This window comes from Vreelandella neptunia (assembly GCF_034479615.1).
GTDB lineage: Bacteria > Pseudomonadota > Gammaproteobacteria > Pseudomonadales > Halomonadaceae > Vreelandella > Vreelandella neptunia.
The window spans coordinates 2245340-2267039 of sequence record NZ_CP140255.1; the positions used below are offsets into that span (position 1 = coordinate 2245340).

Sequence of the window (21700 nt, forward strand, 5' to 3'; positions counted from 1 at the left end):
AGCAAAAAATATTAACTTGCTGATTGGCGTAAAAAGTCATTGGCAAGACCCGCGGCGCTGCTTTGCGGGTAGTCATCACGCACTTGCTCGAGTAGCTCACGGCTGCGCTCTGCTTCCCCTTTACGCGCTTTCACTAAGCCTAGCTTATAGATTGCATCCGGCACTTTACTGCTGCCGCTGTACTCCTCGATCACTCGGCTAAATGCCTGGTCGGCAGCATCCAGCTCGCCTTCTGCAGCATATAGCTCGCCCAGCCAGTAATGACCATTAGCCGTTAGACTAGTGTCAGGATGGTCGCTAACAAAGGCCTCAAAGGCCGCAATCGCTTCATCAAAACGGCGTGCTTGAACATGCGCAAAAGCCGCTTGGTAATCCGCCTGGGCGTCCTCACTAACATTGCGACTCGAAGGCGCGTTGACAACTTCCTCTGCGGCTTCTGGCTCTACCGCGGGCGTTGACTGCTCAATCTGAGTTGGGCCGCTGCTCATCAGGCGGTCTTCAATATCGAGATACTGCTGTTGGGATTGACGACGCAGTTGTTCCAACTGGTGGCGTAGCTCTTCAATTTGGCCACGCAGTTGCTGGATCTCCTGCTGGTGCTCCTGGACTTGGTTAAACAACACCAGGTTACCGCTGGACGCTTCCTGGCGCTGCGTTTGTTGGTAAAAGCTGCTATTGGAAGAGTCGGAAAGATCTTGAACGAGCGGCTGTTGAGCGGTGGCCGTTAGGGGCAATACGGACAGCGGGAGCACTATGGCTCCCGCACCGCACAGCCTCTCAACGTAACGCTTGAGACTGTGATTCATGATGACTCCGTAGACGTAAACGGCGTGCGATAAGCCGCACGCCGAATTCATCAGTGGTTAAGCATTCAATCGTTAAATGCTCAGTAGTTAAATACAACACGACGGTTCTGAGCGTAGGCGCTCTCGTCTTGACCATTGACGGCCGGACGCTCTTCACCATAGCTTACAACGCTCATTTGCGATGGCGAAACACCCTGAATATTCAGGAAGCGTTCTACCGCATTCGCACGACGCTCACCTAGCGCCATGTTGTATTCACGGGTACCACGTTCATCGGTATGTCCGTGGAGTACCACTTGAGCGTTCGGGTTAGCACGCAGATAGCGCGCATGAGCCATTACCACGGATTCGTACTCGCTCTTAATCGTATCGCGGTCGTAATCGAAATAGATGGTGCGTACTTCTGGGATGCGTGAATCAGCCTGCTGACCAGCGCCTGAACCAGAGGTGGAACCATACTGACTACCCGTGCCTGTACCCGAGGTGCTAGACCCAGTCGTGCTGCCATCCTGGCTACCGTACGAGTCACCGTCTTGGGTTCCGCCGGTGCTGGAACAGCCAGCGATTACCACGATAGATAGCGCTGCTGCTAATGAGCGAGCCAACGGTTTAAGTTGCATAATCAGACTCCTTGCCTGAAAACAAAAATTTCGATGTTAATCAATTGAGTTGATCAATTTAAGAAGGGTGACCAAGCTGGATCACGAACATCGCCTTGTGCTGACGGCAGCCTGAATGAAGAGCGGCCATCGGCAGAAACAGCACTTAGCACCCCACTGTTACCCTGTTGGGTAGCGAAGATTACCATGGTCCCGTTCGGCGCAACACTAGGAGATTCATCTCTTGTTGATTCACTTAATACCACTAAGCGGTCGCCGCTTAGGTCTTGCCTTGCTACTTGATAACCACGGCTAGAGCGATGGATCAAAAATATCTGCTCGCCATCCGGCGAGAAGCGGCCACGCGCATTGTAATTACCGGTAAAGGTAAGCCGTTCGGCCTCACCGCCACCCAACGAATACTGATAAAGCTGAGGGCCACCGCTACGGTCAGAGGTAAACAGCAGGCTTTGACCATCCGGCGCCCATGCGGGCTCAGTATCGATACTGTTATTGTTAGTGATGCGCTCTACGGAACGGCTGCCAACATCCATAATGTAAATTTCAGGCTGGCCATCTTTAGACAGTGACATGGCGATACGCCGCCCGTCCGGTGACCATGCTGGTGCGCCGTTAATGCCATCGAAGGAGGTCGCTTGTACGCGCTGGCCCGTCGCTACATCCTGAATATAAATCGCTGGACGCTCCGTCTCAAAGGAGACATAGGCGAGCTTGCTACCGTCGGGTGACCACGCCGGTGACATGATTGGTTCATCAGAGGTCAACACCTGCTCACTACGGCGGCCATCGGCATCTGCAACGTACAGACCAAACTGCATATCGTCACCGATACCTTGGGCCGTTACATAAGCAATTTTGGTAGAGAACGCGCCGCGGATATCAGTAATCTCTTCAAAAATTTGATCGCTGATATAGTGTGCAGCACCGCGTAGATCATCCCCTCGAACCGTTACGGTTTCACCGATCATTCGGCGCTGACCGCTGATATCCATCAGTTCAAACTGTAGTTCAAAGCCGCCGTCAGTTTGTCGTGCCTGGCCGACAACTAGATAGCGCACATCCAACGAACGCCAGGTACCAAACTGCACATCGTCAGATTGGCTAGGCTGCTCAAACATAGCATTGCGTGCTAAGGGAGCAAAATAGCCACTGCGTTCAAGGTCATCCTGAACAATCTGTGCGACATCTTCGGGTAAGCCGTCTGAACCGGCAAACGGCACGACACCAATCGGCAGCGCTTGATCGCTGCCCCGCGTTATCTCAATGGTTAAGTTAGCACTTGCCACACTGCTAACTAGCAGCAGAAGACAGAACAACCATACTTTGCTCAAACTTTGCATCAGCGAACATCCCCCGGGGTAAATCGCAGATTAAACTGACGTAAATTACGCTGCTGATCGACTGGCAAATCTCGCAATTCACCAAACGGTGCAGCATGTTCCACGGCCTGCATTACAGACCGGTCAAAAGCACTATCGCCGCTTGATGTCACAATCGACGTTGCCAACAACTCTCCTGAAGGCCCTAGCCGTACCTGTAGGGTAGCACTCATCGCATCACTTGCACCGGGCGGGATCACCCACGCCTGTTCTACAGCACGACGAACAATGTTGATAAAGCTATTGGCCGCTTGCTCCGCCTGCTGGGCATTGGCAGCCGCTTCGGCCTCTCCGGCCAGTTGGCGCTGCATAGCCGCCTCGGCAGCCTCCGCTGCTTCGCGTTGGCGCTCAGCTTCTGCTTCACGACGCTGCTGCTCTTCTGCTTCACGCTGGCGCTGCGCTTCGGCCTCTCGTTCTCGCTGAGCCTCCTCTTGCTCACGCAATCGCTGCTCTTCAGCTTCGCGTTGGCGTTCAGCCTCCTCCTCTTCGCGGCGCTGCTGCTCTTCAGCTTCGCGCTGACGCTCGGCTTCTTCCGCTTCACGGCGCTGCTGTTCTTCGGCTTCGCGCTGGCGTTCTGCTTCTGCCTCTTCGCGTTGCTGCTGCTCGGCGGCTTCCTGCTGGCGCTGTGCCTCTTCCACTTCACGCTGACGCTCTGCGGCAGCTTCCGCTTCGGCTTCACGTTCAGCTGCTTCGGCCGCCTGCTGTTCGGCCTGCTCAGCCGCTTCTTCAGCTCTGCGCTGAGCCTCAGCCTCAGCGGCCGCGCGCGCTTCTTCTAACGCCTGTGCTTCCGCTTCCGCCGCCTGCTGGGCGGCCTCTTCGGCGGCTTGCTGCTCGGCTGCGGCCTGCTCTTCACTGGCTGAAGGCTCTTCCGGTGCCTCCGGCTCGGTAGGGGCTTCGGCGGGCGCATTCATCGCCGCCTGCTCTTCTGTTGACTGCTGTGCCTGATTGGTAAACGTTTCGGTACTTACCAACGTTGCCTGCACGATGGAGGAGCTGTCAGGTTCGGCGTTTCGACTAGGCAGGCTGATCAAGCTAAACGCTACAATTGCCAGATGCACGCCAATCGCCAGGATAGTCGGCCACTTATAGCCAACATCTTGAGGGTCGCGTGGGGATTTCTGTGCCATGCGCTGCGCCTTGCCCTTACCCATCTTTTGGCGGCTCAGAAAGCAGCCCCACATTAGCCACACCGGCGCCTTGCAGGGTACTCATTAAGACGACAATCTGGCCGTAGGCCACATTACGGTCGCCGCGTACCATCACCGGTGTCCCGGGACGACGCTCTAAAATCGTTGTCACTCTTGAGGACATTTCATCCAGCGACACCGACGTTGAATCTTCCCCCAGAGTGATGAAGTACCCGCCGTCGCTATCAACGGAGATAATAATGGGATCATTATCCTCCTGGGTTTCAATGGGCTGAGAGGTGACTTGCGGCAACTCAACTTGTACGCCCTGGGTCAACATGGGCGCGGTGATCATAAAGACCACCAGCAGTACCAGCATGACGTCAATGAAAGGGACGACGTTAATCTCCCCCATCGGCTTGCTTTTACCGCTACGATTGAATGGTCCTTGCATGGCTCTCTCCCTTAGCTGGCGCTCGGTTTGCCGTCACGACCTTGCAAATTGCGGTGCAGGATAGCGTGAAACTCTTCGGCAAAGTCTTCATATTTGCCCAGCAGGCGAGAAGACGAGTTGGATAAGCGGTTATAGAAAATCACCGCCGGAATCGCCGCAAATAGCCCCATGGCTGTGGCAATGAGCGCTTCAGCAATCCAGGGAGCCACCGTAGCAAGGGTTGCCTGCTGGGTCAGAGAGAGTGCCTGAAACGACCCCATAATGCCCCATACGGTGCCGAACAAGCCGATATAGGGGCTAGCTGAGGCTACCGTGGCAAGAAACACTAAATGCTGGGTTAAGCGATCCTCTTCCCGAGACCACGCTACGCGCATGCTGCGCTGAACACCTTCCAGCACGGTATCCGGGTCGCGGGTTTTAGGCATCAAACGGTTAAATTCGCGAAAACCGGCTTGAAAAATATGCTCGGCGCCGTGGCGCGGGTCATCGGCGGGAATCTCACGGTAGAGCTCATTTAAGTCGACACCTGACCAAAAAGACTCCTCAAATTGGTTGTACTCTTTCTTGGCACGGCCCAGCGCAATACTGCGCTGAAAAATCACTACCCAAGAGAGGATCGACCCCACCAGCAGCAGTAGCATTACCAGTTGCACTACCGTACTGGCATTCATTATCAAATGGGGAATGGACATGGTGTTATCGTTCACAGGTGCCCTCATCAATCTATTAGGGTCGGGATTGCCGACGCAGTGAGTGACCTCTTGGTTAAGAGGCCTGGGTCAAAACTTTAAGCGATGCAGGCCATGCTTTTGGCCGTAAGCGCTCGGCGCTCAAGCAGGCTATCTCGACTGTGGCAGAGCATAAGAGTTCCTTATCACGCCAAACCTGCTGTTCAAACGTCATCCGACAGCGCCCCACGTCGGTAACGTGAGCACTAATTTCCAACGCGTCATCCAAGCAAGCCGGTTTCGCGTAATGACAGGCCAAGCGGTATACCACTAGCTGTGTACCTTCGTCTAGCAGCGTTTGCTGATTCAGGCCCAACTGGCGGAGCCATTCGCTACGCGCACGCTCCATAAACTTCAAGTAGTTAACGTAGTAGACAATGCCGCCTGCGTCAGTATCTTCCATATAAACGCGCAGTTGCAGGCGATAGCCCTCGCTTATATAACCACTCACGGACGGCGCTCTCCTTCCATATCGGTTGCCTGTTCGTGAGGCACGCGTTCGAAGTGTAGCCACGCCTGGCGAGTGACCACACGGCCACGGGGTGTACGCATCATTAAGCCCTGCTGAATCAGATAGGGCTCAATAACATCTTCGATCGTGTCACGCTCTTCACTGATCGCCGCGGCAAGTGAATCAATGCCCACCGGTCCACCGTCAAATTTATCTATCATGGCCAACAGTAGCCGTCGATCCATATGATCCAAACCATGATGATCCACATTGAGCATATTGAGTGCCGCATCAGCCATGGCAACATCGACGACGCCGTTGCCTTTCATTTCGGCGTAATCCCGCACCCGGCGCAGCAATCGGTTGGCAATCCGCGGCGTACCACGTGAACGTCTGGCTACTTCAATAGCGCCATCGTGGCTGGTTTCAACGCCTAACAAGCGCGCCGAGCGCGAGACAATTTCTGTTAGCTCTTCCAGGTTATAAAACTCAAGCCGTTGCACGATACCAAACCGATCGCGCAGCGGGGAGGTCAATAACCCTGCCCGAGTAGTAGCACCTACCAGGGTGAAGCGCGGAAGATCCAGTTTAATCGAACGCGCCGCAGGCCCTTCACCAATCATGATGTCGAGCTGAAAATCTTCCATGGCCGGGTAGAGCACTTCCTCTACCACCGGCGACAGGCGATGAATTTCATCGATAAAGAGTACGTCGCCAGGCTCTAAATTAGTCAGCATGGCGGCTAGATCGCCTGCCCGCTCGAGTACCGGCCCGGAAGTCGACTTCATACCGACGCCCATCTCGGTGGCAATAATATGCGCGAGGGTCGTTTTACCTAACCCCGGGGGGCCAAATACCAGAGTGTGATCCAGGCTCTCTTCACGCAGCCGTGCGGCGCCGATAAAGATTTCCAGCTGTTCACGCACACGCGGCTGGCCAATATAGTCATCCAGCCGCTTGGGGCGAATCGCGTAATCAATGCGCCCCTCTCCCTGTTCAGGTTCAGCGGCGATCAGCCGATCGTGTTCTAACATAGGTGCTCTTCTTTATGGCAATTCAAAAAGGTCTATTCACAAAGCTCTATCCGCTACCCGCAATTTGTTATTTATTCCGTTCTAACCACTCATGCGTTGGGTGAGCGCGGCTTTAATAAGCGCTTCGGTAGACTGGTTGGGATCGATATCGGCGAGCATTTTCGAGGCCTCAGTCAGTTTATACCCCAAGCTGACTAACGCGGCTTCCGCATCGGCAAGACTATCGCGGGCAGAAGCACGGCCATTGGTGGCCTCAAGGGGTAGTAGCGCGTTGCTGCCATCTTCCCACTCGGGGAAACGGTCGCGCATTTCAATAATCAGCCGCTCAGCAGTTTTCTTGCCCACCCCTGGCAGTGATGTCAGCGCCTTGCTGTCGTCGTCACGGACGCAGCGCATAAAGGCGTCTTCGTCCATGCCCGACAGGATGGCTAGTGCAAGCTTGGGCCCTACGCCATTGACTTTGATCAAGGCACGGAACAAAGCACGTTCATGCTCACGGCCGAAGCCATAAAGTAAGTGGGCGTCATCACGAATGGTTAAATGGGTAAATAATGAGACGCTCTCGTTAATCGCCGGAAGTGCGACCAGCGTATTCATTGAGGTTTCCAGTTCGTAACCTACGCCATGAACGTCGATCACAATCCAGGGAGGTTGCTTTGCCACTAGCTGACCACTCAGACGTCCAATCATAAATACGCTCGCACCGGAATGAAAAAAATAGAGTGAAAAACAGGTGATTACTATAAAGCGACTCTGTACAGGTGACCAGTAGTTCAGCCACCGGCACAGCGGGAATTAAAGCCGCCAGCGTCCAGTTGAGCGACGGCGGCCCCGAGATGGCGCGGCGGGCAAGCCATGGCTGCTAAACACAGAGCCGTTATAAGCATGGGTTAACGCAATGGCTAACGCGTCGGCGGCGTCAGCTTGTGGGGTAGCAGAGAGCTGCAGAATTGCTGTCACCATATGCTGCACCTGCTCTTTATCCGCGCCGCCCTGGCCAGTCACCGCCTGCTTTATCTGCCGCGCGGCGTATTCGGCAAGGCTTAAGCCATGATTGGCCATACACACCATTGCCGCCCCCCGAGCCTGGCCCAGCTTCAGCGCTGAATCGGGGTTTTTGGCCATAAAGACCCGCTCAATGGCCACCTGGCAGGGTCGATGCAGGCCGACGACTTCGCTAAGGCCGGCGTAAATTTGCGCCAAGCGCTGCTCCAAGGCCCCTTCTGCCGTGCGGATACAGCCACTCGCTACGTAGCAAGGTTTAACGCCAATAATATCGATCACCCCGTAACCGGTTACCCGGGAGCCAGGGTCTATGCCCAAAATGCGAATGGGTACGACGGACTTTTGCTCTTCCATGGCGTCGATACTCGTGTGACTAGAACATACAAAAACACCGACGCCACGGCGTCGGTGTTGAGCAGCCATCCAAACCGATTTATTCGGCGGCGGGTTCCGCTTTGACTTTCTGACGTAGACGGATGTTCAAATCTTTCAACTGCTCGGGGCTGACTTCGCCCGGTGCATTGGTCATCAAACAGGCAGCGCTTTGGGTTTTCGGGAAGGCGATGACTTCACGAATAGTCTTGGCACCAACCATCAGCATGACCAAGCGATCCAAGCCAAAGGCTAAGCCACCATGAGGCGGCGCACCGTACTGCAGTGCATCCAGCAGGAAGCCAAATTTCTCTTGGGCTTCTTCTTCACCAATGCCTAGAATCTCAAACACCGTGCTCTGCATGGTCTGATCGTGGATACGAATAGAGCCGCCGCCCAATTCGGTACCGTTGAGCACCATATCGTAAGCGCGTGAAAGCGCGTTGGCAGGATCGGCCTTGAGCTCTTCCGGTGTGCAGGAAGGCGCGGTAAAGGGGTGGTGCAGTGGGCTAAGGCGGCCGTTGTCGTCGGCTTCAAACATTGGGAAGTCGACTACCCACAGTGGCGCCCACTCTTGAGTATAGAGTTCCAGGTCAGCACCGAGCTTGACGCGCAGCGCGCCAATGGCTTCGTTAACGATTCGCGCTTTATCGGCACCGAAGAAGATGATGTCACCATCTTCTGCGCCCACGCGGTCGAGCAGCTCTTCAACGATGTTTTCCATAAACTTGACGATCGGAGACTGCAGACCTTCAAGCCCTTTGGCGCGCTCGTTGACCTTGATCCACGCCAAACCTTTGGCGCCGTAGATGCCGACAAACTTGGTATATTCGTCGATCTCTTTGCGCGACAGCTTGGCGCCACCGGGTACTTTCAGTGCCGCGACGCGACCATCATCAGCCTTGGCGGGGCCAGAGAAGACGTTGAAGTTAACCTGCTGCATCAGGTCATCGACATCGGTCAGTTCCAGCGGGATACGCAGATCAGGCTTATCGGAACCGAAACGATCCATCGCCTCCTGCCAGGTCATGCGCGGAAATTCTGGCAACTCTACCTTCAGCACTTCTTGGAATAGCTGACGAATCATGGCTTCGGTAATGCCCATGATGTCGTTCTCTTCCACAAACGACGCCTCGATATCAATCTGGGTGAACTCAGGCTGACGGTCGGCGCGCAAATCTTCATCGCGGAAACACTTGGCAATTTGGTAATAGCGGTCAAAACCCGCCACCATCAACAGCTGCTTAAACAGCTGCGGCGACTGAGGCAGTGCAAAGAAACTACCCGCGTGGGTACGGCTAGGCACCAGGTAATCACGCGCACCTTCAGGTGTTGCGCGGGTGAGCACCGGCGTTTCGATGTCCAGGAAACCCTGGTTTTCGAGGTACGCGCGCACGTTATGCGAAATACGCGAGCGCAGACGCAGCTTCTCGATCATATCCGGACGACGCAGATCGATGTAGCGGTGCTTTAAGCGCACCTCTTCGCCAACTTTGCCATGCTCATCCAGCTGAAATGGCGGGGTAACGGCGGTATTGAGCACTTCAACATCTTTTGCCAACACTTCAATCATACCCGTCGGCATGTTGGCGTTTTGGGTGCCTTCTGGGCGCAGCCGAACGCGACCAGTAATACGCAGGACGAATTCACTGCGGGCACGGTCGGCATTAGCGAATGCCTCGGCGGTATCAGGGTCAACCACGAACTGAGCGATGCCGTCGCGATCGCGCATATCGAGGAAAATTACCCCACCGTGGTCACGGCGGCGATGAACCCATCCGCATACCGTAACCGTTTGATCCACCAAAGTTTCGTTTAGCTGGCCGCAATAATGGCTGCGCATGTCAAATCCTGTTCTGTTACGTGGCAATGAGTGTGTCGCGGGCGTCCCGACCCTGACTGCCGCGGCTATGCCGCGGCGCCCTTGTCTTTGGGAGTGTCGCTCTTAGCGGTAGCGCTGGAATCGCTTGATTTACCGGCATCTGCAGAGGCAGTTTTGCCATCAGCGGCCAGGTTCTTTTTGCTACCCGTTTTGAAATCAGTTTCGTACCAACCGCCGCCGGCCAAACGGAATCCCGCTGCCGAGACAAGCCGTTCCAAGCCATCACTTTGGCATGCAGGGCAATCCTTGAGAGGATCGGCGCTAATCTTCTGCAATTTTTCCATACGATGGCCGCAGGCCTTGCACTCATATTCATAGATGGGCATCTTAATGACTCCTAATAAGCTCAACCCTGACAAGCTTAGTTCTGACAGAACTGATTCTAACGACTCAGCTCTACGGAAACAGCTCTGACAAATCCAGTTCTATCTAAAAGACTCGTTCTGAAAAGAAAGAACAATGGCGAACACAAACGCTGCCAGGCTGCAATATGTGGCCTGTCGGGTTAAATTCCAAGGCTGCGGTTGATAAAGCGCCGCCATTATACCCTTTTGTGCCCCCTGACGAGCAAGGTTATACAGACCCCTGCGGTTAATGGAGAGAAGAAAATGCCCCATGCGGTGATACTGGATGCGCAAAGTCTCGGCCCCGAGATCAATTTGGCCGCCATTAAGGAGGCGGTTTCAAACCTTGAGGTGTTTGAGCAGAGTACCACGCAACAAGCGCGGGAACGCCTTGCTAACGCCGATATAGCGATCGTGAACAAGGTCGTGCTGGACGCCGAAACGCTGCAGCAACTGCCAAAACTGCGGCTGATATGCGTATTGGCAACAGGCCTCAATAATATCGATCTTGAAAGTGCAAAAGAACACGACATTGACGTTAAAAACGTGGCGGCTTACGGCACCGCTAGCGTTTCCCAACACACTTTGATGCTCATGCTCGCGTTAGCCAATCGTCTTCCCCAATATCAGCGCGATGTTGCCGCAGGCGAGTGGCAGCATAGCGCTTTCTTCTGCTTGCAGGATTACCCAACGCTCCAACTGGCAGGCAAACAGCTCGTCATGGTCGGGCAAGGCGAGCTAGGTACCGAAGTAGCACGCTTGGTGGAGGCCTTTGGCATGCAGGTCACCTTTGCCGCCCGCCCCGGCAACGAAGCTAATGATAAGCGGCCTGCCCTGGACGACCTGCTTCCCGATGCCGATGTTATCAGCCTGCACTGCCCGTTGAGCGAGGCCACCAAGCACTTGATCAACCGGGAGCGCTTAGCGCGCGCCAAGAACTCACTACTACTGGTCAACTGCGCCCGCGGCGGGGTTATCGATGAAGTGGCAGCGTTAGAGGCGTTGCGCAGCGGCAAGCTGGGTGGATTAGGCGTTGATGTGCTGCCCGCTGAACCACCCAGAGATGGGCACCCACTGCTGGATGCGCTCAGCGAACCGCTAAACTTAATCGTCACGCCTCACAACGCCTGGATCACTCCGGAAGCGCGCCAGAATATTGTTAGCCTGACAGCTAACAATATCCTTGAATGGAAAGGCGCCCAATAGAAACCTGCCGTCTCATCAGAGGCTCCCAATAGGCTTTACTGGGTGGCAAAGTGGCTCGGGGCGCGGCAGTTATCCAGCACCTCGAGCTCCACGTGGGTAACTTGTGCACCTTCTGAGCCCTGCCATAGCCATTCGCTTAGCAGCTTGACTGCGTCGGAGTGACCACACATCAACACTTCAACCCGGCCATCGGGCAAGTTTTTGGCATAGCCGGTGATACCGTGCTGAAGGGCTTTCTCTTGGGTAGCCCGGCGATACCAGACCCCCTGCACCTTACCGGTCACAAGGGCACGTACACAGCAATCACTCATACTTACCTCCTTACCTTGGCGCTTCTGAACGGAGTGTTAAACATACTCACGTTTGACAATCACTGCACTGTTACGCGGAATCAGCGGGCGGCCACGGCGTAGTAGCAATGAGCGGGTGAACGCCGCCCCAAACAGCAATATTAGTGAACTGTAGTAGACCCACAGCAAAATCATGACCACCGACCCGGCGGCGCCATAGGTAGATGCTGTAGCCGTATACGCCAGGTAAATCGCGATTACACTGCGCCCAATAGTAAACAGTACGGCAGTGACGACTGCGCCAATCAACACATCTTGCCAGCGCAACACAACGTCGGGAAGTACTTTAAAAATGGTGGCAAATAGTAAGGTGACCACAGCCAGCGAGACCAGCGACTCAACTGACGTTGTCAGTAAGCTGGCATAAGGCACCAGATTATCGGCGGCCTGGAGCATACCGCGCAAAACGACGCCTAATACCAGCGATACCATCAGTATAAATCCGATGGAGAGCACCACCGTTAACGATAGCAACCGGCTTTTAATAAAGCGTAAAGCGCTATTAGAAGTGGGCTTTGCCGTTACGCCCCAAATGGTATTGAGCGAAAATTGCATCTGTGCGAAAACGGTTGTTGCACCGATCACCAATGCCCCAACACCTAGTAGCGTTGGCAGTAGACCGGACTCTTCAATCCTCGACTGAGCAACAGCCTGTTCGATAGCCACTGCTGCATCCATTCCTAGCGTGCCTTGTAACTGAGCGACTATTTGTCCGTGGGCAGCCTCTTCACCTAAAACAACACCGATGACCGTGACTGCAATAATAATCGTGGGCGCCAATGAGAAAAGCGTATAGAACGCTAGCGAACCTGCGTAGCTAAAGGCATTACGCTCCAACCATAGTGACGTGGCGTCTTGGACTACTTTCCACCAAAAGGTAGCGGCGCGTTTAATCATATTCACTCCCTGTGCTCTGGGTATCGGGGCTTTTTATAAGCTTTATCAACATCCTATTTTTCTAGCATACCTAACCACAGCGTTTAGCGCAGTTTTCTGGTAGGTTGCATCTCTGAGTTCACCAAACGCAAAAGGAAGCTTGAATGGCTACTGATACTTCGCGCCCCGCGACTGCCTGCGACTTCGACTGTTTGGTGTTTATTGGTCGTTTTCAGCCGCCACATCTGGGGCATCTCGCGGTCATTCGTGAAGCGCTCAAACGCGCACGACAGGTCATTGTGTTGGTAGGCTCTTCTTGGCAGGCCCGCTCACTGCGTAACCCCTGGCGATTTGACGAACGACAAGCCATGCTTCGGGCGGGATTTGACGACGCCGATAATCAACGCTTGGAGATCACCCCGTTACTCGACGCCCTCTATAACGACGATGTTTGGGTGCGCGATGTGCAACGCAAAGTGCGCGATTTAGCTGCACCTGCCAATGCTCGCCTACCCCGTATTGGCTTGATCGGAGCCAGCCGCGGCCAGTCAAGCTACTACCTTTCACTGTTTCCTCAGTGGGAGTCTGTCAGCGTGCCGTCGGTGGAGGGGATTTCAGCCAGTCAAATACGTGAGCGACTGTTTCGCTCGCCCAGCTCAACGAATGACTACCTGAGTACCGGCGCTTACCACGATTTACCGCCGGGGGTTGTAGAAAGCGTCAAACACTTTTGCAATGAGCACGCCTATCAGCGGCTGCTCGAAGAGCAGCAGTTGTTGGATCAGTACCGTCAGGCCTGGGCTCACGCCCCCTACCCGCCAATTTTTGTCACGGTCAACGCCGTGGTCGTGCAGTCGGGCCATGTGCTGCTGGTACGACGCACGGCGGCACCGGGCAAAGGCCTTTATGCCCTGCCGGGAGGGTTTATTAACCCCCACGAACGGCTCTTGGATGCTTGCTTGCGTGAACTTCGCGAACGCATACGCTTAAAGGTTCCTGAGCCTGTACTCAAAGGCTCTCTGCGTGGCCAACGGTTGTTTGATGAACCCCACCGCAGCTGGCGTGGGCGTACTTTGGCGGAAGCATTCTATTTTGCGCTACGCCCCGATCAGCAGCTGCCACGCCTGAAGCCTGTTAAAGGCGGTGATCATGCGCGCTGGGTAGCGCTCGCCGATCTTGAGCCCGACAGCCTGTTTGAAGATCACTTCTTCATTATTCAGAACTTTTTAGGGCTACCCGCCGATTTTGGAAGTAGCTAAACGCTCACTGACGAGCGCTATGCTTGTAGGAAATCCCGCGGCAGCTTCATCATCTGCCGCCATAAACGCTCTACGCCGGGCTTATGCACCATTGAGCAGCGATATAAGCGGATTTCCAGGGGGATATCCCAGCTAGGGTCGCCTGCCCTCACCAAACGGCCACTTTTCAGCTCTTCACGAATACAAAAATCGGGTATCCACGCCACCCCAACGCCCTGTAATACCATTCCTTTCAGGCCTTCAGCCATGGCCGTTTCATATACCGTACGCAGCTTCATTCGTAGCGGATCATTTTTCAGTAGCATGCGCACACTGCGCCCTAAAAAGGCCCCTTGAGTGTACGAAAGATAGGGAATGGAAGTGTCGTGCTGGAGTGAAAATTTTGCTTTGCCATGCTCGTCGGGTAACGAAACAGGCAACATATTGACCTTACCAATCGAAAACGAGGGAAACACCTCGGCATCGAGCTGCATCGTCGCAAAAGGGTCGTAGTAGGCGAGCATCAGATCGCAGTTGCCCTCTCGCAGCACATGTATTGCCTCGCCCACATTCATGGCCACCAAGCGGGTCGGCAGCTCGCCCAAGCCCTGCTGCAGGCGGGAGATCCAAGGCGGATAAAAACTCAATGCCAAGGAGTGCGCCGCGACGATATCCAGCGCCTCATTGGCGATAGAGAGACCGCGCAAATGGCTAAGCGATTCGTTTAATTGCTCGACCAAATTGCGCGCAGTAACCAAAAACAGTTGCCCTTCGGGCGTTAACCCTACGGGGGTGGTAGAACGATCCACCAGGGTGACATCAACAGCCTGCTCCAACGCGCGAATACGGCGACTAAAGGCCGGCTGGGTCACGTGTCGCTGGCGTGCTGACGCAGAGAAGCTGCGCGTATTGGCTAGCGCTACAAAATCTTCCAGCCATTTTGTTTCAAGATTCACCCCATGACTCCTTGTCTCACCCTGCGTTTGAGCATCTCGATTTTCCTTTTAGGCTGACGTATCTATTGAACCGGGGCCATTAAATAGGCCGCCCGCGAAACGACTTTCATCCATACCGGGCGCTGGTTAATTTCATCGATGGTGACACGCCGACAGTGAGCAAAGTCTTTTTCCAGCATTGCCTCAACGCTGGTAGCAAAATCACGACTTGGAATAAACGCGGTAATCTCAAAATTTAACCGAAATGAGCGATTATCCAAATTGACTGTCCCTACCGTGGCTGCTTCGTTATCCACCAGCATGACTTTTTGATGTAAAAAACCAGGGAGATAACGGTATATTTTAACTCCTGCTCTTAGCATATCGGGCAGAAATGAAAACGCAGAGAGGAAAACCAACAAGTGATCGGGGCGCTCCGGAATCATCACCCGAACGTCGACGCCGCGCATCGCTGCAAGCCGCAGCGCATCCTGAACTCCCTGATCAGGGACGAAATAGGGGCTGGTCACCCACAGGCGCTGCTTGGCGCTATGAATGACCTGCTGGACGAGCAGGCTGGCGGTGTCCTGACGATCGGCGGGCCCAGAAGGCACAATCACCACATGATGGTCGGTGGCAGAGGATGACGTGTCGGCCATCCAGTTCAAGCTAATCACTTCATCCGTCGCCCAGTGCCAATCCTCCCAAAATGCTTCCTGCAAGCCCAGCACGCTGGGCCCTTCAAGTTTGAGATGAGTATCACGCCAAGGCCCGTGCCGCGGATTTTCGCCGAGATATTCGACCCCGACATTAAAGCCCCCTATCCAGCCCTCCTTGCCGTCTATTACCGTTACCTTGCGATGGTTACGGAAGTTAAGCTGAAAACGGTGTTTAAAGCCTCGCGATGAACGGAAGGCACTGACGGCCACCCCATCGCTGATTAAATCATTGAGGTAGCTATCGGCTAACTTGCGACTACCCACTTCATCGTAAAGAAAATAGACCCTCACGCCGCGCCGGGCAGCGCGCTGTAAATGGTGCTTCAAACGTTGGCCGAGGGCGTCGTTACGAACAATGAAGAACTGCACCAACGCATACTGTTCCGCACGGTCAATACCATCAAACAGGCTTTCAAACGTTGCTGGCCCATCAATCAGCAGTGTGGCTTGATTGCCATGGGTTAGCGGCATCATGGCAAGCTGTTCGACCGCCTGAATATCGGCATTGGTAGAGGGCGCAACGTAGGGTTGAACATTAGCCCGGTAACGCACTAGAACCCGGCGTAGAACGGTGTCCCGCTGACCGCGGGCAGATACATAGCCATAAAACCTTGGCCGCCCGAAAAACCAGTACGCTGGAAGCGCGACATAAGGGAAGGTCAGCAGCGAGATGATCCATGCCACGGCACCCTGGGAGGTGCGACTGGACATCAGCGCCATAATGGCTGAAACGATGCCAAGCAGGTGTATCAGTAAGATGCTGGTCCCTAGCAACCAGGAGGTCATAGTCACGTCCTTATAAAGCCCTCACATAGAACAAGGCCTCGCCGTCAGCGAGGCCCTTATGCGTCTAAAGCCTAATCAACCTTACCACTCCATTACGCCGATTGGGCAATAATCTCTTTCCACTTTGCAGGCCCGGTTTGATGTACCGATGTGCCCAGGCTATCAACGGCGACGGTCACCGGCATATCTTCAACCTCAAATTCATAGATTGCTTCCATACCTAAGTCTTCGAAGCCCACTACCCGCGATTTTTTAATCGCTTGAGCGACCAGATATGCCGACCCACCGACCGCCATTAAGTACACCGCTTCATTGTCACGGATAGCATCAATAGCGGCTTGGCCACGCTCTGCTTTGCCGACCATACCTAATAGGCCAGTCTCTTCCAGCATAGTGCGGGTAAATTTATCCATCCGCGTGGCGGTCGTTGGGCCAGCGGGGCCAACGACTTCGTCACCAATGGGGTCAACCGGGCCCACGTAGTAGATAAAGCGCCCTTTCATATCCACCGGCAGCGGCTCGCCTTTGGCCAGCATATCGACCATGCGCTTATGAGCAGCATCGCGGCCCGTGAGCAGCTTACCGTTCAACAGCAGCGTATCACCAGGCTGCCAGGTTTTAACCTCCTCAGGCGTCACCGTATCAAGGTTGACACGTTTGACGTTTTCACCCGCCTCGCGAGTGATTTCCGGCCAGTCCTCAAGCTTAGGCGCTTCAAGTACCGCAGGGCCAGAACCGTCCAGAGTAAAGTGGGCATGACGAGTCGCCGCGCAGTTGGGAATAATCGCGACGGGCTTGTTGGCGGCATGGGTTGGATAGTCTTTGACTTTAATATCCAGCACGGTGGTTAAGCCGCCTAACCCCTGGGCACCGATACCGCTCTTGTTGACCTTGTCAAACAGCTCTAAACGCAGTTCTTCGGCGCGATTGCTGGGGCCACGGGCCTGTAGATCCTGAATATCGATAGGATCGAGTAGCGCTTCTTTGGCAATCATCATGGCCTTTTCCGCGGTGCCGCCGATACCAATCCCCAGCATCCCGGGCGGACACCAGCCAGCGCCCATCTTCGGCAGTTGCTCCATCACCCAATCAACCACACTGTCAGAGGGGTTCAGCATGGCAAACTTGGATTTTGCTTCGCTACCGCCGCCCTTCGCTGCCACATGAATATCGACCGTATCACCGGGCACAATCGAGTGGTGAATAATCGCCGGGGTGTTGTCCTTGGTGTTGGCACGCTTGCCGTCGGGATCCGCCAGCACCGACGCGCGCAGAACATTGTCGGGGAGCAAATAAGCGCGACGCACACCTTCATTGATCATGTCGTCCAAACTCATGTCCGCTTCCCAGGTAACGTTCATGCCCACGTGAACGAACACGGTGACGATACCCGTGTCCTGACAGATTGGACGGTGCCCGGTGGCGCACATGCGTGAGTTAATCAAAATCTGTGCGATGGCGTCTTTGGCGGCAGGGTTCTCTTCACGCTCATAGGCGGCGGCCATGGCGTCAATGAAATCTTTAGGATGGTAGTAAGAGATGTACTGCAGAGCATCGGCAACGCTTTGAATAACGTCGTCCTGGCGAATCACGGTCATGGACTAATAGCTCCTAGGTTATCGTCTAGTCAGCGGCTTTCCTTCCGCGCCCGCGGAGGTGCCGTCTTAGCGTGCTACCAGTATACCGTATTGGCACTTACGCAGCAGCAATCCCTGGCGCCTATCTGACTACTATGGTTAGAGCTTTAGTCGATGGTATCTCTTAAGTAAGATAACGGTATAACACTACTCAAGACGACTGACAATATGGGCATAAATAGAGCCTTCGCGACCCAACCATTGTACGCTCAATCACCGTTCCACAGCGGTGGCATTCAAGCCCTGCCCGCTCGAAAACCGCAAAACGCCACTGCCTGCGCGGCTCACCCGCTGCTTTGGCCTGCGCAATCCAGGCCTCACGATTAGTAACGCCTGCGGCTTGATAGGCCTGCCGGGTAACGTCAATGATGCAGTCAGCCAGGGTTTGCTGCTGCTCTGGGGTTAAATCCACCGGTCGAGCGCTTGGCGGAAGCTGGGAAAAAAACAGTATTTCAGAGCGCAAATAGTTGCCCAGCCCGGCGACAAACCCCTGATCGAGCAGCAGTGCCCCCAGGCTGCGTTTATGAAACTGCTTTAAATTCAGCCGCTGCTGCACATCGGATGGAGCCACGTCTTGACTCAACAAATCAGGGCCCAGGCGGGCTAAGAAAGGGTGTTCGGAGAGATTGTCTGCCTGCCAGAGGGAAATATCGGAGGCGCTATAGAGACTAGCGCAACGCCCTTCTGCGCTCAATCGAACCCGCAGCGCGCGCTTGGTATTAGGCGGCTCATCCTCACTATGCAGTTTCCAAACACCATAAAGTTGGTTGTGGGAATAAAGCACGCGCTGATCGGCAAACCGGATCAGCATTGCTTTACCCCAGGTATCTACTCGGGCAACCCGAACACCTATAAATGTTGCTGCCTGCTCGGCAAGTTCTGGAAAGGCGAACCAGGCATCGTCGATCACCCGCCCGCCTATCTGCTGCTCAATACGATCCGCCGCGCGGCGAATTTCCGGGCCTTCCGGCATACCGCTAGCCCAGCGCCAGCTGTTTGTCTTTCATTTGATGGAGCTGGTCGCGAAGCCGCGCCGCCTCTTCGAACTCCAGATTTTGCGCTGCCTCAAACATGGCGTCTTCGAGCTTGCTGATGGCGCCCAGCAGGTCTTGCTTGCTCATCGTGGTGACATCATACTCGGCGACGCTTTCCGCCACCTTGCGTTCATTGCCACGGCGGCGACTGTTCTTCTTGCCCGGCGCCTGGGCGGCTTCAAGGATATCGGCCACTGAGCGGGTAACCGTTGTTGGCGTGATACCGTGCTCTAGGTTGTGCTCGGTCTGCTTGGCGCGACGACGCTCGGTTTCATCAATCGCCTTGCGCATCGAGTCAGTAATCCGATCACCGTAAAGAATCGCCTTGCCGTGGGCGTTACGGGCAGCGCGTCCAATGGTCTGTATCAGCGAGCGCTCGGCACGCAGAAAGCCCTCTTTATCGGCGTCGAGAATCGCCACCAGCGACACTTCGGGAATATCTAGGCCTTCTCGCAGCAGGTTGATGCCCACCAACACATCAAACTTACCCAGGCGTAAGTCACGAATAATCTCAACCCGCTCGACGGTATCAATATCCGAGTGTAAGTAGCGCACTCGAATGCCGTGCTCGTCAAAATACTCGGTCAAGTCTTCCGCCATACGCTTGGTTAGCGTGGTCACCAGTACTCGCTCGCCTACCGCGGTGCGCAAGCCGATTTCCGAAAGCAGATCGTCGACCTGGGTACTGGCCGGGCGCACTTCGATTTCAGGATCCAGCAGTCCGGTGGGACGCACCACCTGCTCAACGGTCTGGCTAGCGTGTTCGCCCTCATAACGGCCTGGAGTGGCGGAAACAAAGATTGTTTGTGGGGAAATGGCCTCCCACTCTTCAAACTTCATGGGCCGGTTATCCAACGCCGAGGGCAGCCGGAAGCCATACTCGACCAGGGTCTCTTTACGCGAGCGGTCGCCTTTGTACATGCCACCTACCTGGGGCACGCTGACGTGGGACTCATCGATAAATAGCAGTGCGTCATCGGGCAGGTAATCAAAGAACGTCGGCGGCGGCTCGCCCGGGGCACGCCCAGAGAGGTATCGGGAGTAGTTTTCGATACCGTTGCAGTAACCCAGCTCCAGCATCATCTCAATATCGTAAAGTGTGCGCTGCTCAAGACGCTGCGCTTCTACCAGCCGTTCATGCTTACGCATCCACTCCAGGCGCTCTTTGAGCTCCTCTTTGATGGCATCAATGGCGCCCAGAATCGTTTCCCGCGGGGTGACGTAGTGAGATTTGGGGTAGATGGTCATCCGTGGCACCTCCCCGCGGACAGCACCGGTGAGCGGGTCAAACAGTCGGATAGTGTCGATTTCGCTGTCAAACAGCTCCACCCGCACGGCCTCCTCGTCAGAGTCGGCAGGAAAGATATCGATCACATCACCGCGCACCCGGTAAGTACCGCGACGGAAATCCATATCATTGCGGGTGTACTGAAGCTCGGCCAAGCGGCGCAGGAAAGCGCGCTGATCGATGAGCTCACCGCGGGTAAAGTGGAGACGCATTTTCAGGTATTGGTCGGGGTCACCCAGGCCATAAATCGCCGAAACTGACACCACAATCAGCGCGTCGCGGCGTTCTAGCAGTGCCTTGGTGGCCGAAAGCCGCATCTGCTCGATATGGTCGTTTATCGAGGCATCTTTCTCGATAAAGGTATCCGAGGAAGGCACATAGGCTTCCGGCTGATAGTAGTCGTAGTAGGAGACGAAATACTCTACGGCGTTATCCGGGAAAAACGCCTTGAATTCGCCATACAACTGGGCCGCAAGAGTTTTGTTCGGCGCCATCACGATGGTTGGACGCTGCTGCTGTTCCACCACATTGGCCATGGTGAAGGTTTTGCCCGACCCGGTCACGCCGAGCAGCGTTTGGTGAGCAAGCCCAGATTCCAGGCCACTAATCAGCCCTTTAATAGCAGCAGGCTGGTCGCCAGCGGGCTGAAATTTTGACTGCAATCGAAAGGCTTTGCTCATCGGTGCTCCTATAAAAGATGTAATTTAAACTAACCGGGTGGCGATCTCGACCGTAGACTGGGTCATCAGGCGTTGAATTGGGCAGCGGTGGCTAATATCTTCCAGCCTGGCGCGCTGCTCAGGGTCTTCAATACCGTGCAGTGTTAATGCCACATCTAGCTTGTAGATGCCCTTTTTTTCCTGACTATCGTCCCGCTGCACGGTGACTGTAATGCCCTCAAGCGGCCACTCTTTACGCTTGGCGTACATCTGCACGGTAACCGCCTTGCAGGTACCCAGAGCAATATCGAAATAGTCGTGGGGATCAGGGGCACTGCCCTCGCCACCTACTATCGGTGGCACATCGGCATAGAGATCTTCCAAGCCATTGACTTCAACTCGCTGCCTAAAGACATGGTTGCGTTCGCTTATCACGGTAATGGGAGAGTGCATTAGGATACCTTTACGCCTAGCTTGAGTTTTTCAATGGCGTTAATCAGCGTCTCGCGTTTTGCCCGGCCGTCTACATCGGCACCATGGCGCCCCACTTCGGCACTATCAACGCCATCAAGCATCATGAGCGCCGTGGTGATTTTGTTGACCTGATCGACCGATTTAACACCCTGAAATGTTAACGACTGCTGCGCCATAGCGTTTTCCTACCTGTTGACCTGTGCAAAACTGATACAAGAGAAAGAGTCTAGCACGCTAATGGTGCCTTGCAATCAGTGCCGACTGCCCACACCTAATAGCCCTAAAGACACTTTCAC

The 21700-nt window shown here is 54.8% G+C and carries 23 protein-coding genes; 2 read left to right on the forward strand and 21 right to left on the reverse strand.

The genetic code is table 11. The annotated features are described in order from the left end of the window. Window positions 1–11: 11 nt before the first annotated feature. The 12 genes from ybgF to SR894_RS10455 form a co-directional block, all read right to left on the reverse strand. Complete coding sequence (gene ybgF / locus SR894_RS10400; RefSeq protein ID WP_133732517.1) at window positions 12–806, reverse strand: tol-pal system protein YbgF; 795 nt, start codon at window positions 804–806, stop codon at window positions 12–14. Window positions 807–886: 80 nt separating this feature from the next. After that, window positions 887–1426 (reverse strand): peptidoglycan-associated lipoprotein Pal, encoded by a 540-nt coding sequence (pal, locus tag SR894_RS10405; protein ID WP_009286695.1) that lies wholly within the window; start codon window positions 1424–1426, stop codon window positions 887–889. Window positions 1427–1479: 53 nt separating this feature from the next. Beyond that, window positions 1480–2766: a Tol-Pal system beta propeller repeat protein TolB gene (tolB, locus tag SR894_RS10410; protein ID WP_133732518.1), complete on the reverse strand. Its 1287-nt coding sequence runs from the start codon at window positions 2764–2766 to the stop codon at window positions 1480–1482. Beyond that, window positions 2766–3932 (reverse strand): cell envelope integrity protein TolA, encoded by a 1167-nt coding sequence (gene tolA / locus SR894_RS10415; RefSeq protein ID WP_227405205.1) that lies wholly within the window; start codon window positions 3930–3932, stop codon window positions 2766–2768. The genes tolB and tolA overlap by 1 nt, the downstream gene beginning before the upstream one ends. 16 nt (window positions 3933–3948) lie before the next feature. Continuing rightward, a complete protein-coding gene (gene tolR / locus SR894_RS10420) occupies window positions 3949–4386 on the reverse strand; it encodes a protein TolR (RefSeq protein ID WP_133732519.1) in 438 nt (145 codons plus the stop codon). 11 nt (window positions 4387–4397) lie between these two features. Then, entirely contained in the window at window positions 4398–5093 is a 696-nt protein-coding gene (gene tolQ, locus SR894_RS10425; RefSeq protein ID WP_007114222.1) for a protein TolQ, read from the reverse strand. A gap of 58 nt (window positions 5094–5151) precedes the next feature. Continuing rightward, window positions 5152–5565, reverse strand: coding sequence for a tol-pal system-associated acyl-CoA thioesterase (gene ybgC, locus SR894_RS10430; RefSeq protein ID WP_273190464.1), 414 nt, complete (start codon window positions 5563–5565; stop codon window positions 5152–5154). Beyond that, on the reverse strand, window positions 5562–6599 hold the full coding sequence (gene ruvB, locus SR894_RS10435) for a Holliday junction branch migration DNA helicase RuvB (RefSeq protein WP_088701469.1): 1038 nt from the start codon (window positions 6597–6599) through the stop codon (window positions 5562–5564). The genes ybgC and ruvB overlap by 4 nt, the downstream gene beginning before the upstream one ends. Before the next feature lie 81 nt (window positions 6600–6680). Beyond that, window positions 6681–7289, reverse strand: coding sequence for a Holliday junction branch migration protein RuvA (gene ruvA, locus SR894_RS10440; protein ID WP_133732520.1), 609 nt, complete (start codon window positions 7287–7289; stop codon window positions 6681–6683). Between the two features lie 105 nt (window positions 7290–7394). Next, window positions 7395–7958, reverse strand: a complete 564-nt coding sequence (gene ruvC / locus SR894_RS10445) for a crossover junction endodeoxyribonuclease RuvC (protein ID WP_208862706.1) — start codon at window positions 7956–7958, stop codon at window positions 7395–7397. A 79-nt stretch (window positions 7959–8037) separates the two neighbouring features. Then, the gene (gene aspS / locus SR894_RS10450; RefSeq protein ID WP_133732522.1) at window positions 8038–9819 is read right to left on the reverse strand and encodes an aspartate--tRNA ligase; all 1782 of its coding nucleotides are present in this window, start codon (window positions 9817–9819) and stop codon (window positions 8038–8040) included. A gap of 65 nt (window positions 9820–9884) precedes the next feature. Then, the gene (locus SR894_RS10455) at window positions 9885–10184 is read right to left on the reverse strand and encodes an FmdB family zinc ribbon protein (RefSeq protein WP_133732523.1); all 300 of its coding nucleotides are present in this window, start codon (window positions 10182–10184) and stop codon (window positions 9885–9887) included. A gap of 282 nt (window positions 10185–10466) precedes the next feature. Between SR894_RS10455 and SR894_RS10460 the strand changes: the two genes are divergently transcribed. Beyond that, window positions 10467–11408 carry a D-2-hydroxyacid dehydrogenase gene (locus SR894_RS10460; protein WP_133732524.1) on the forward strand — a complete coding sequence of 314 codons (942 nt, stop codon included), beginning with the start codon at window positions 10467–10469 and terminating at the stop codon, window positions 11406–11408. A 35-nt stretch (window positions 11409–11443) separates the two neighbouring features. On the opposite strand, the gene SR894_RS10465 is transcribed toward SR894_RS10460, so the two are convergent. Continuing rightward, window positions 11444–11719, reverse strand: a complete 276-nt coding sequence (locus SR894_RS10465; protein WP_022523494.1) for an acylphosphatase — start codon at window positions 11717–11719, stop codon at window positions 11444–11446. Window positions 11720–11755: 36 nt separating this feature from the next. After that, window positions 11756–12655, reverse strand: a complete 900-nt coding sequence (locus SR894_RS10470) for a YihY/virulence factor BrkB family protein (protein WP_039858480.1) — start codon at window positions 12653–12655, stop codon at window positions 11756–11758. A 143-nt stretch (window positions 12656–12798) separates the two neighbouring features. Here SR894_RS10470 and SR894_RS10475 point away from each other — a divergent pair, with 143 nt between their 5' ends. Beyond that, on the forward strand, window positions 12799–13893 hold the full coding sequence (locus SR894_RS10475; protein ID WP_133732525.1) for a bifunctional nicotinamide-nucleotide adenylyltransferase/Nudix hydroxylase: 1095 nt from the start codon (window positions 12799–12801) through the stop codon (window positions 13891–13893). Window positions 13894–13910: 17 nt separating this feature from the next. Here SR894_RS10475 and SR894_RS10480 read toward each other — a convergent pair whose 3' ends face one another. The 7 genes from SR894_RS10480 to SR894_RS10510 all read right to left on the reverse strand — a co-directional run bounded on the left by SR894_RS10480 (window position 13911) and on the right by SR894_RS10510 (window position 21580). After that, window positions 13911–14828: a LysR substrate-binding domain-containing protein gene (locus tag SR894_RS10480; RefSeq protein ID WP_009286686.1), complete on the reverse strand. Its 918-nt coding sequence runs from the start codon at window positions 14826–14828 to the stop codon at window positions 13911–13913. A 62-nt stretch (window positions 14829–14890) separates the two neighbouring features. After that, window positions 14891–16312, reverse strand: a complete 1422-nt coding sequence (cls, locus tag SR894_RS10485) for a cardiolipin synthase (protein WP_133732526.1) — start codon at window positions 16310–16312, stop codon at window positions 14891–14893. A 92-nt stretch (window positions 16313–16404) separates the two neighbouring features. Beyond that, complete coding sequence (locus SR894_RS10490) at window positions 16405–17910, reverse strand: fumarate hydratase (RefSeq protein WP_133732527.1); 1506 nt, start codon at window positions 17908–17910, stop codon at window positions 16405–16407. Window positions 17911–18100: 190 nt separating this feature from the next. Next, window positions 18101–18922, reverse strand: coding sequence for an endonuclease VIII (gene nei, locus SR894_RS10495; protein WP_133732528.1), 822 nt, complete (start codon window positions 18920–18922; stop codon window positions 18101–18103). Window positions 18923–18926: 4 nt separating this feature from the next. After that, window positions 18927–20951: an excinuclease ABC subunit UvrB gene (gene uvrB / locus SR894_RS10500; RefSeq protein ID WP_133732529.1), complete on the reverse strand. Its 2025-nt coding sequence runs from the start codon at window positions 20949–20951 to the stop codon at window positions 18927–18929. Between the two features lie 24 nt (window positions 20952–20975). Then, window positions 20976–21383 (reverse strand): OsmC family protein, encoded by a 408-nt coding sequence (locus SR894_RS10505; protein ID WP_133732530.1) that lies wholly within the window; start codon window positions 21381–21383, stop codon window positions 20976–20978. Beyond that, window positions 21383–21580 carry a hypothetical protein gene (locus tag SR894_RS10510; protein WP_007114205.1) on the reverse strand — a complete coding sequence of 66 codons (198 nt, stop codon included), beginning with the start codon at window positions 21578–21580 and terminating at the stop codon, window positions 21383–21385. The genes SR894_RS10505 and SR894_RS10510 overlap by 1 nt, the downstream gene beginning before the upstream one ends. Window positions 21581–21700 lie beyond the last annotated feature (120 nt).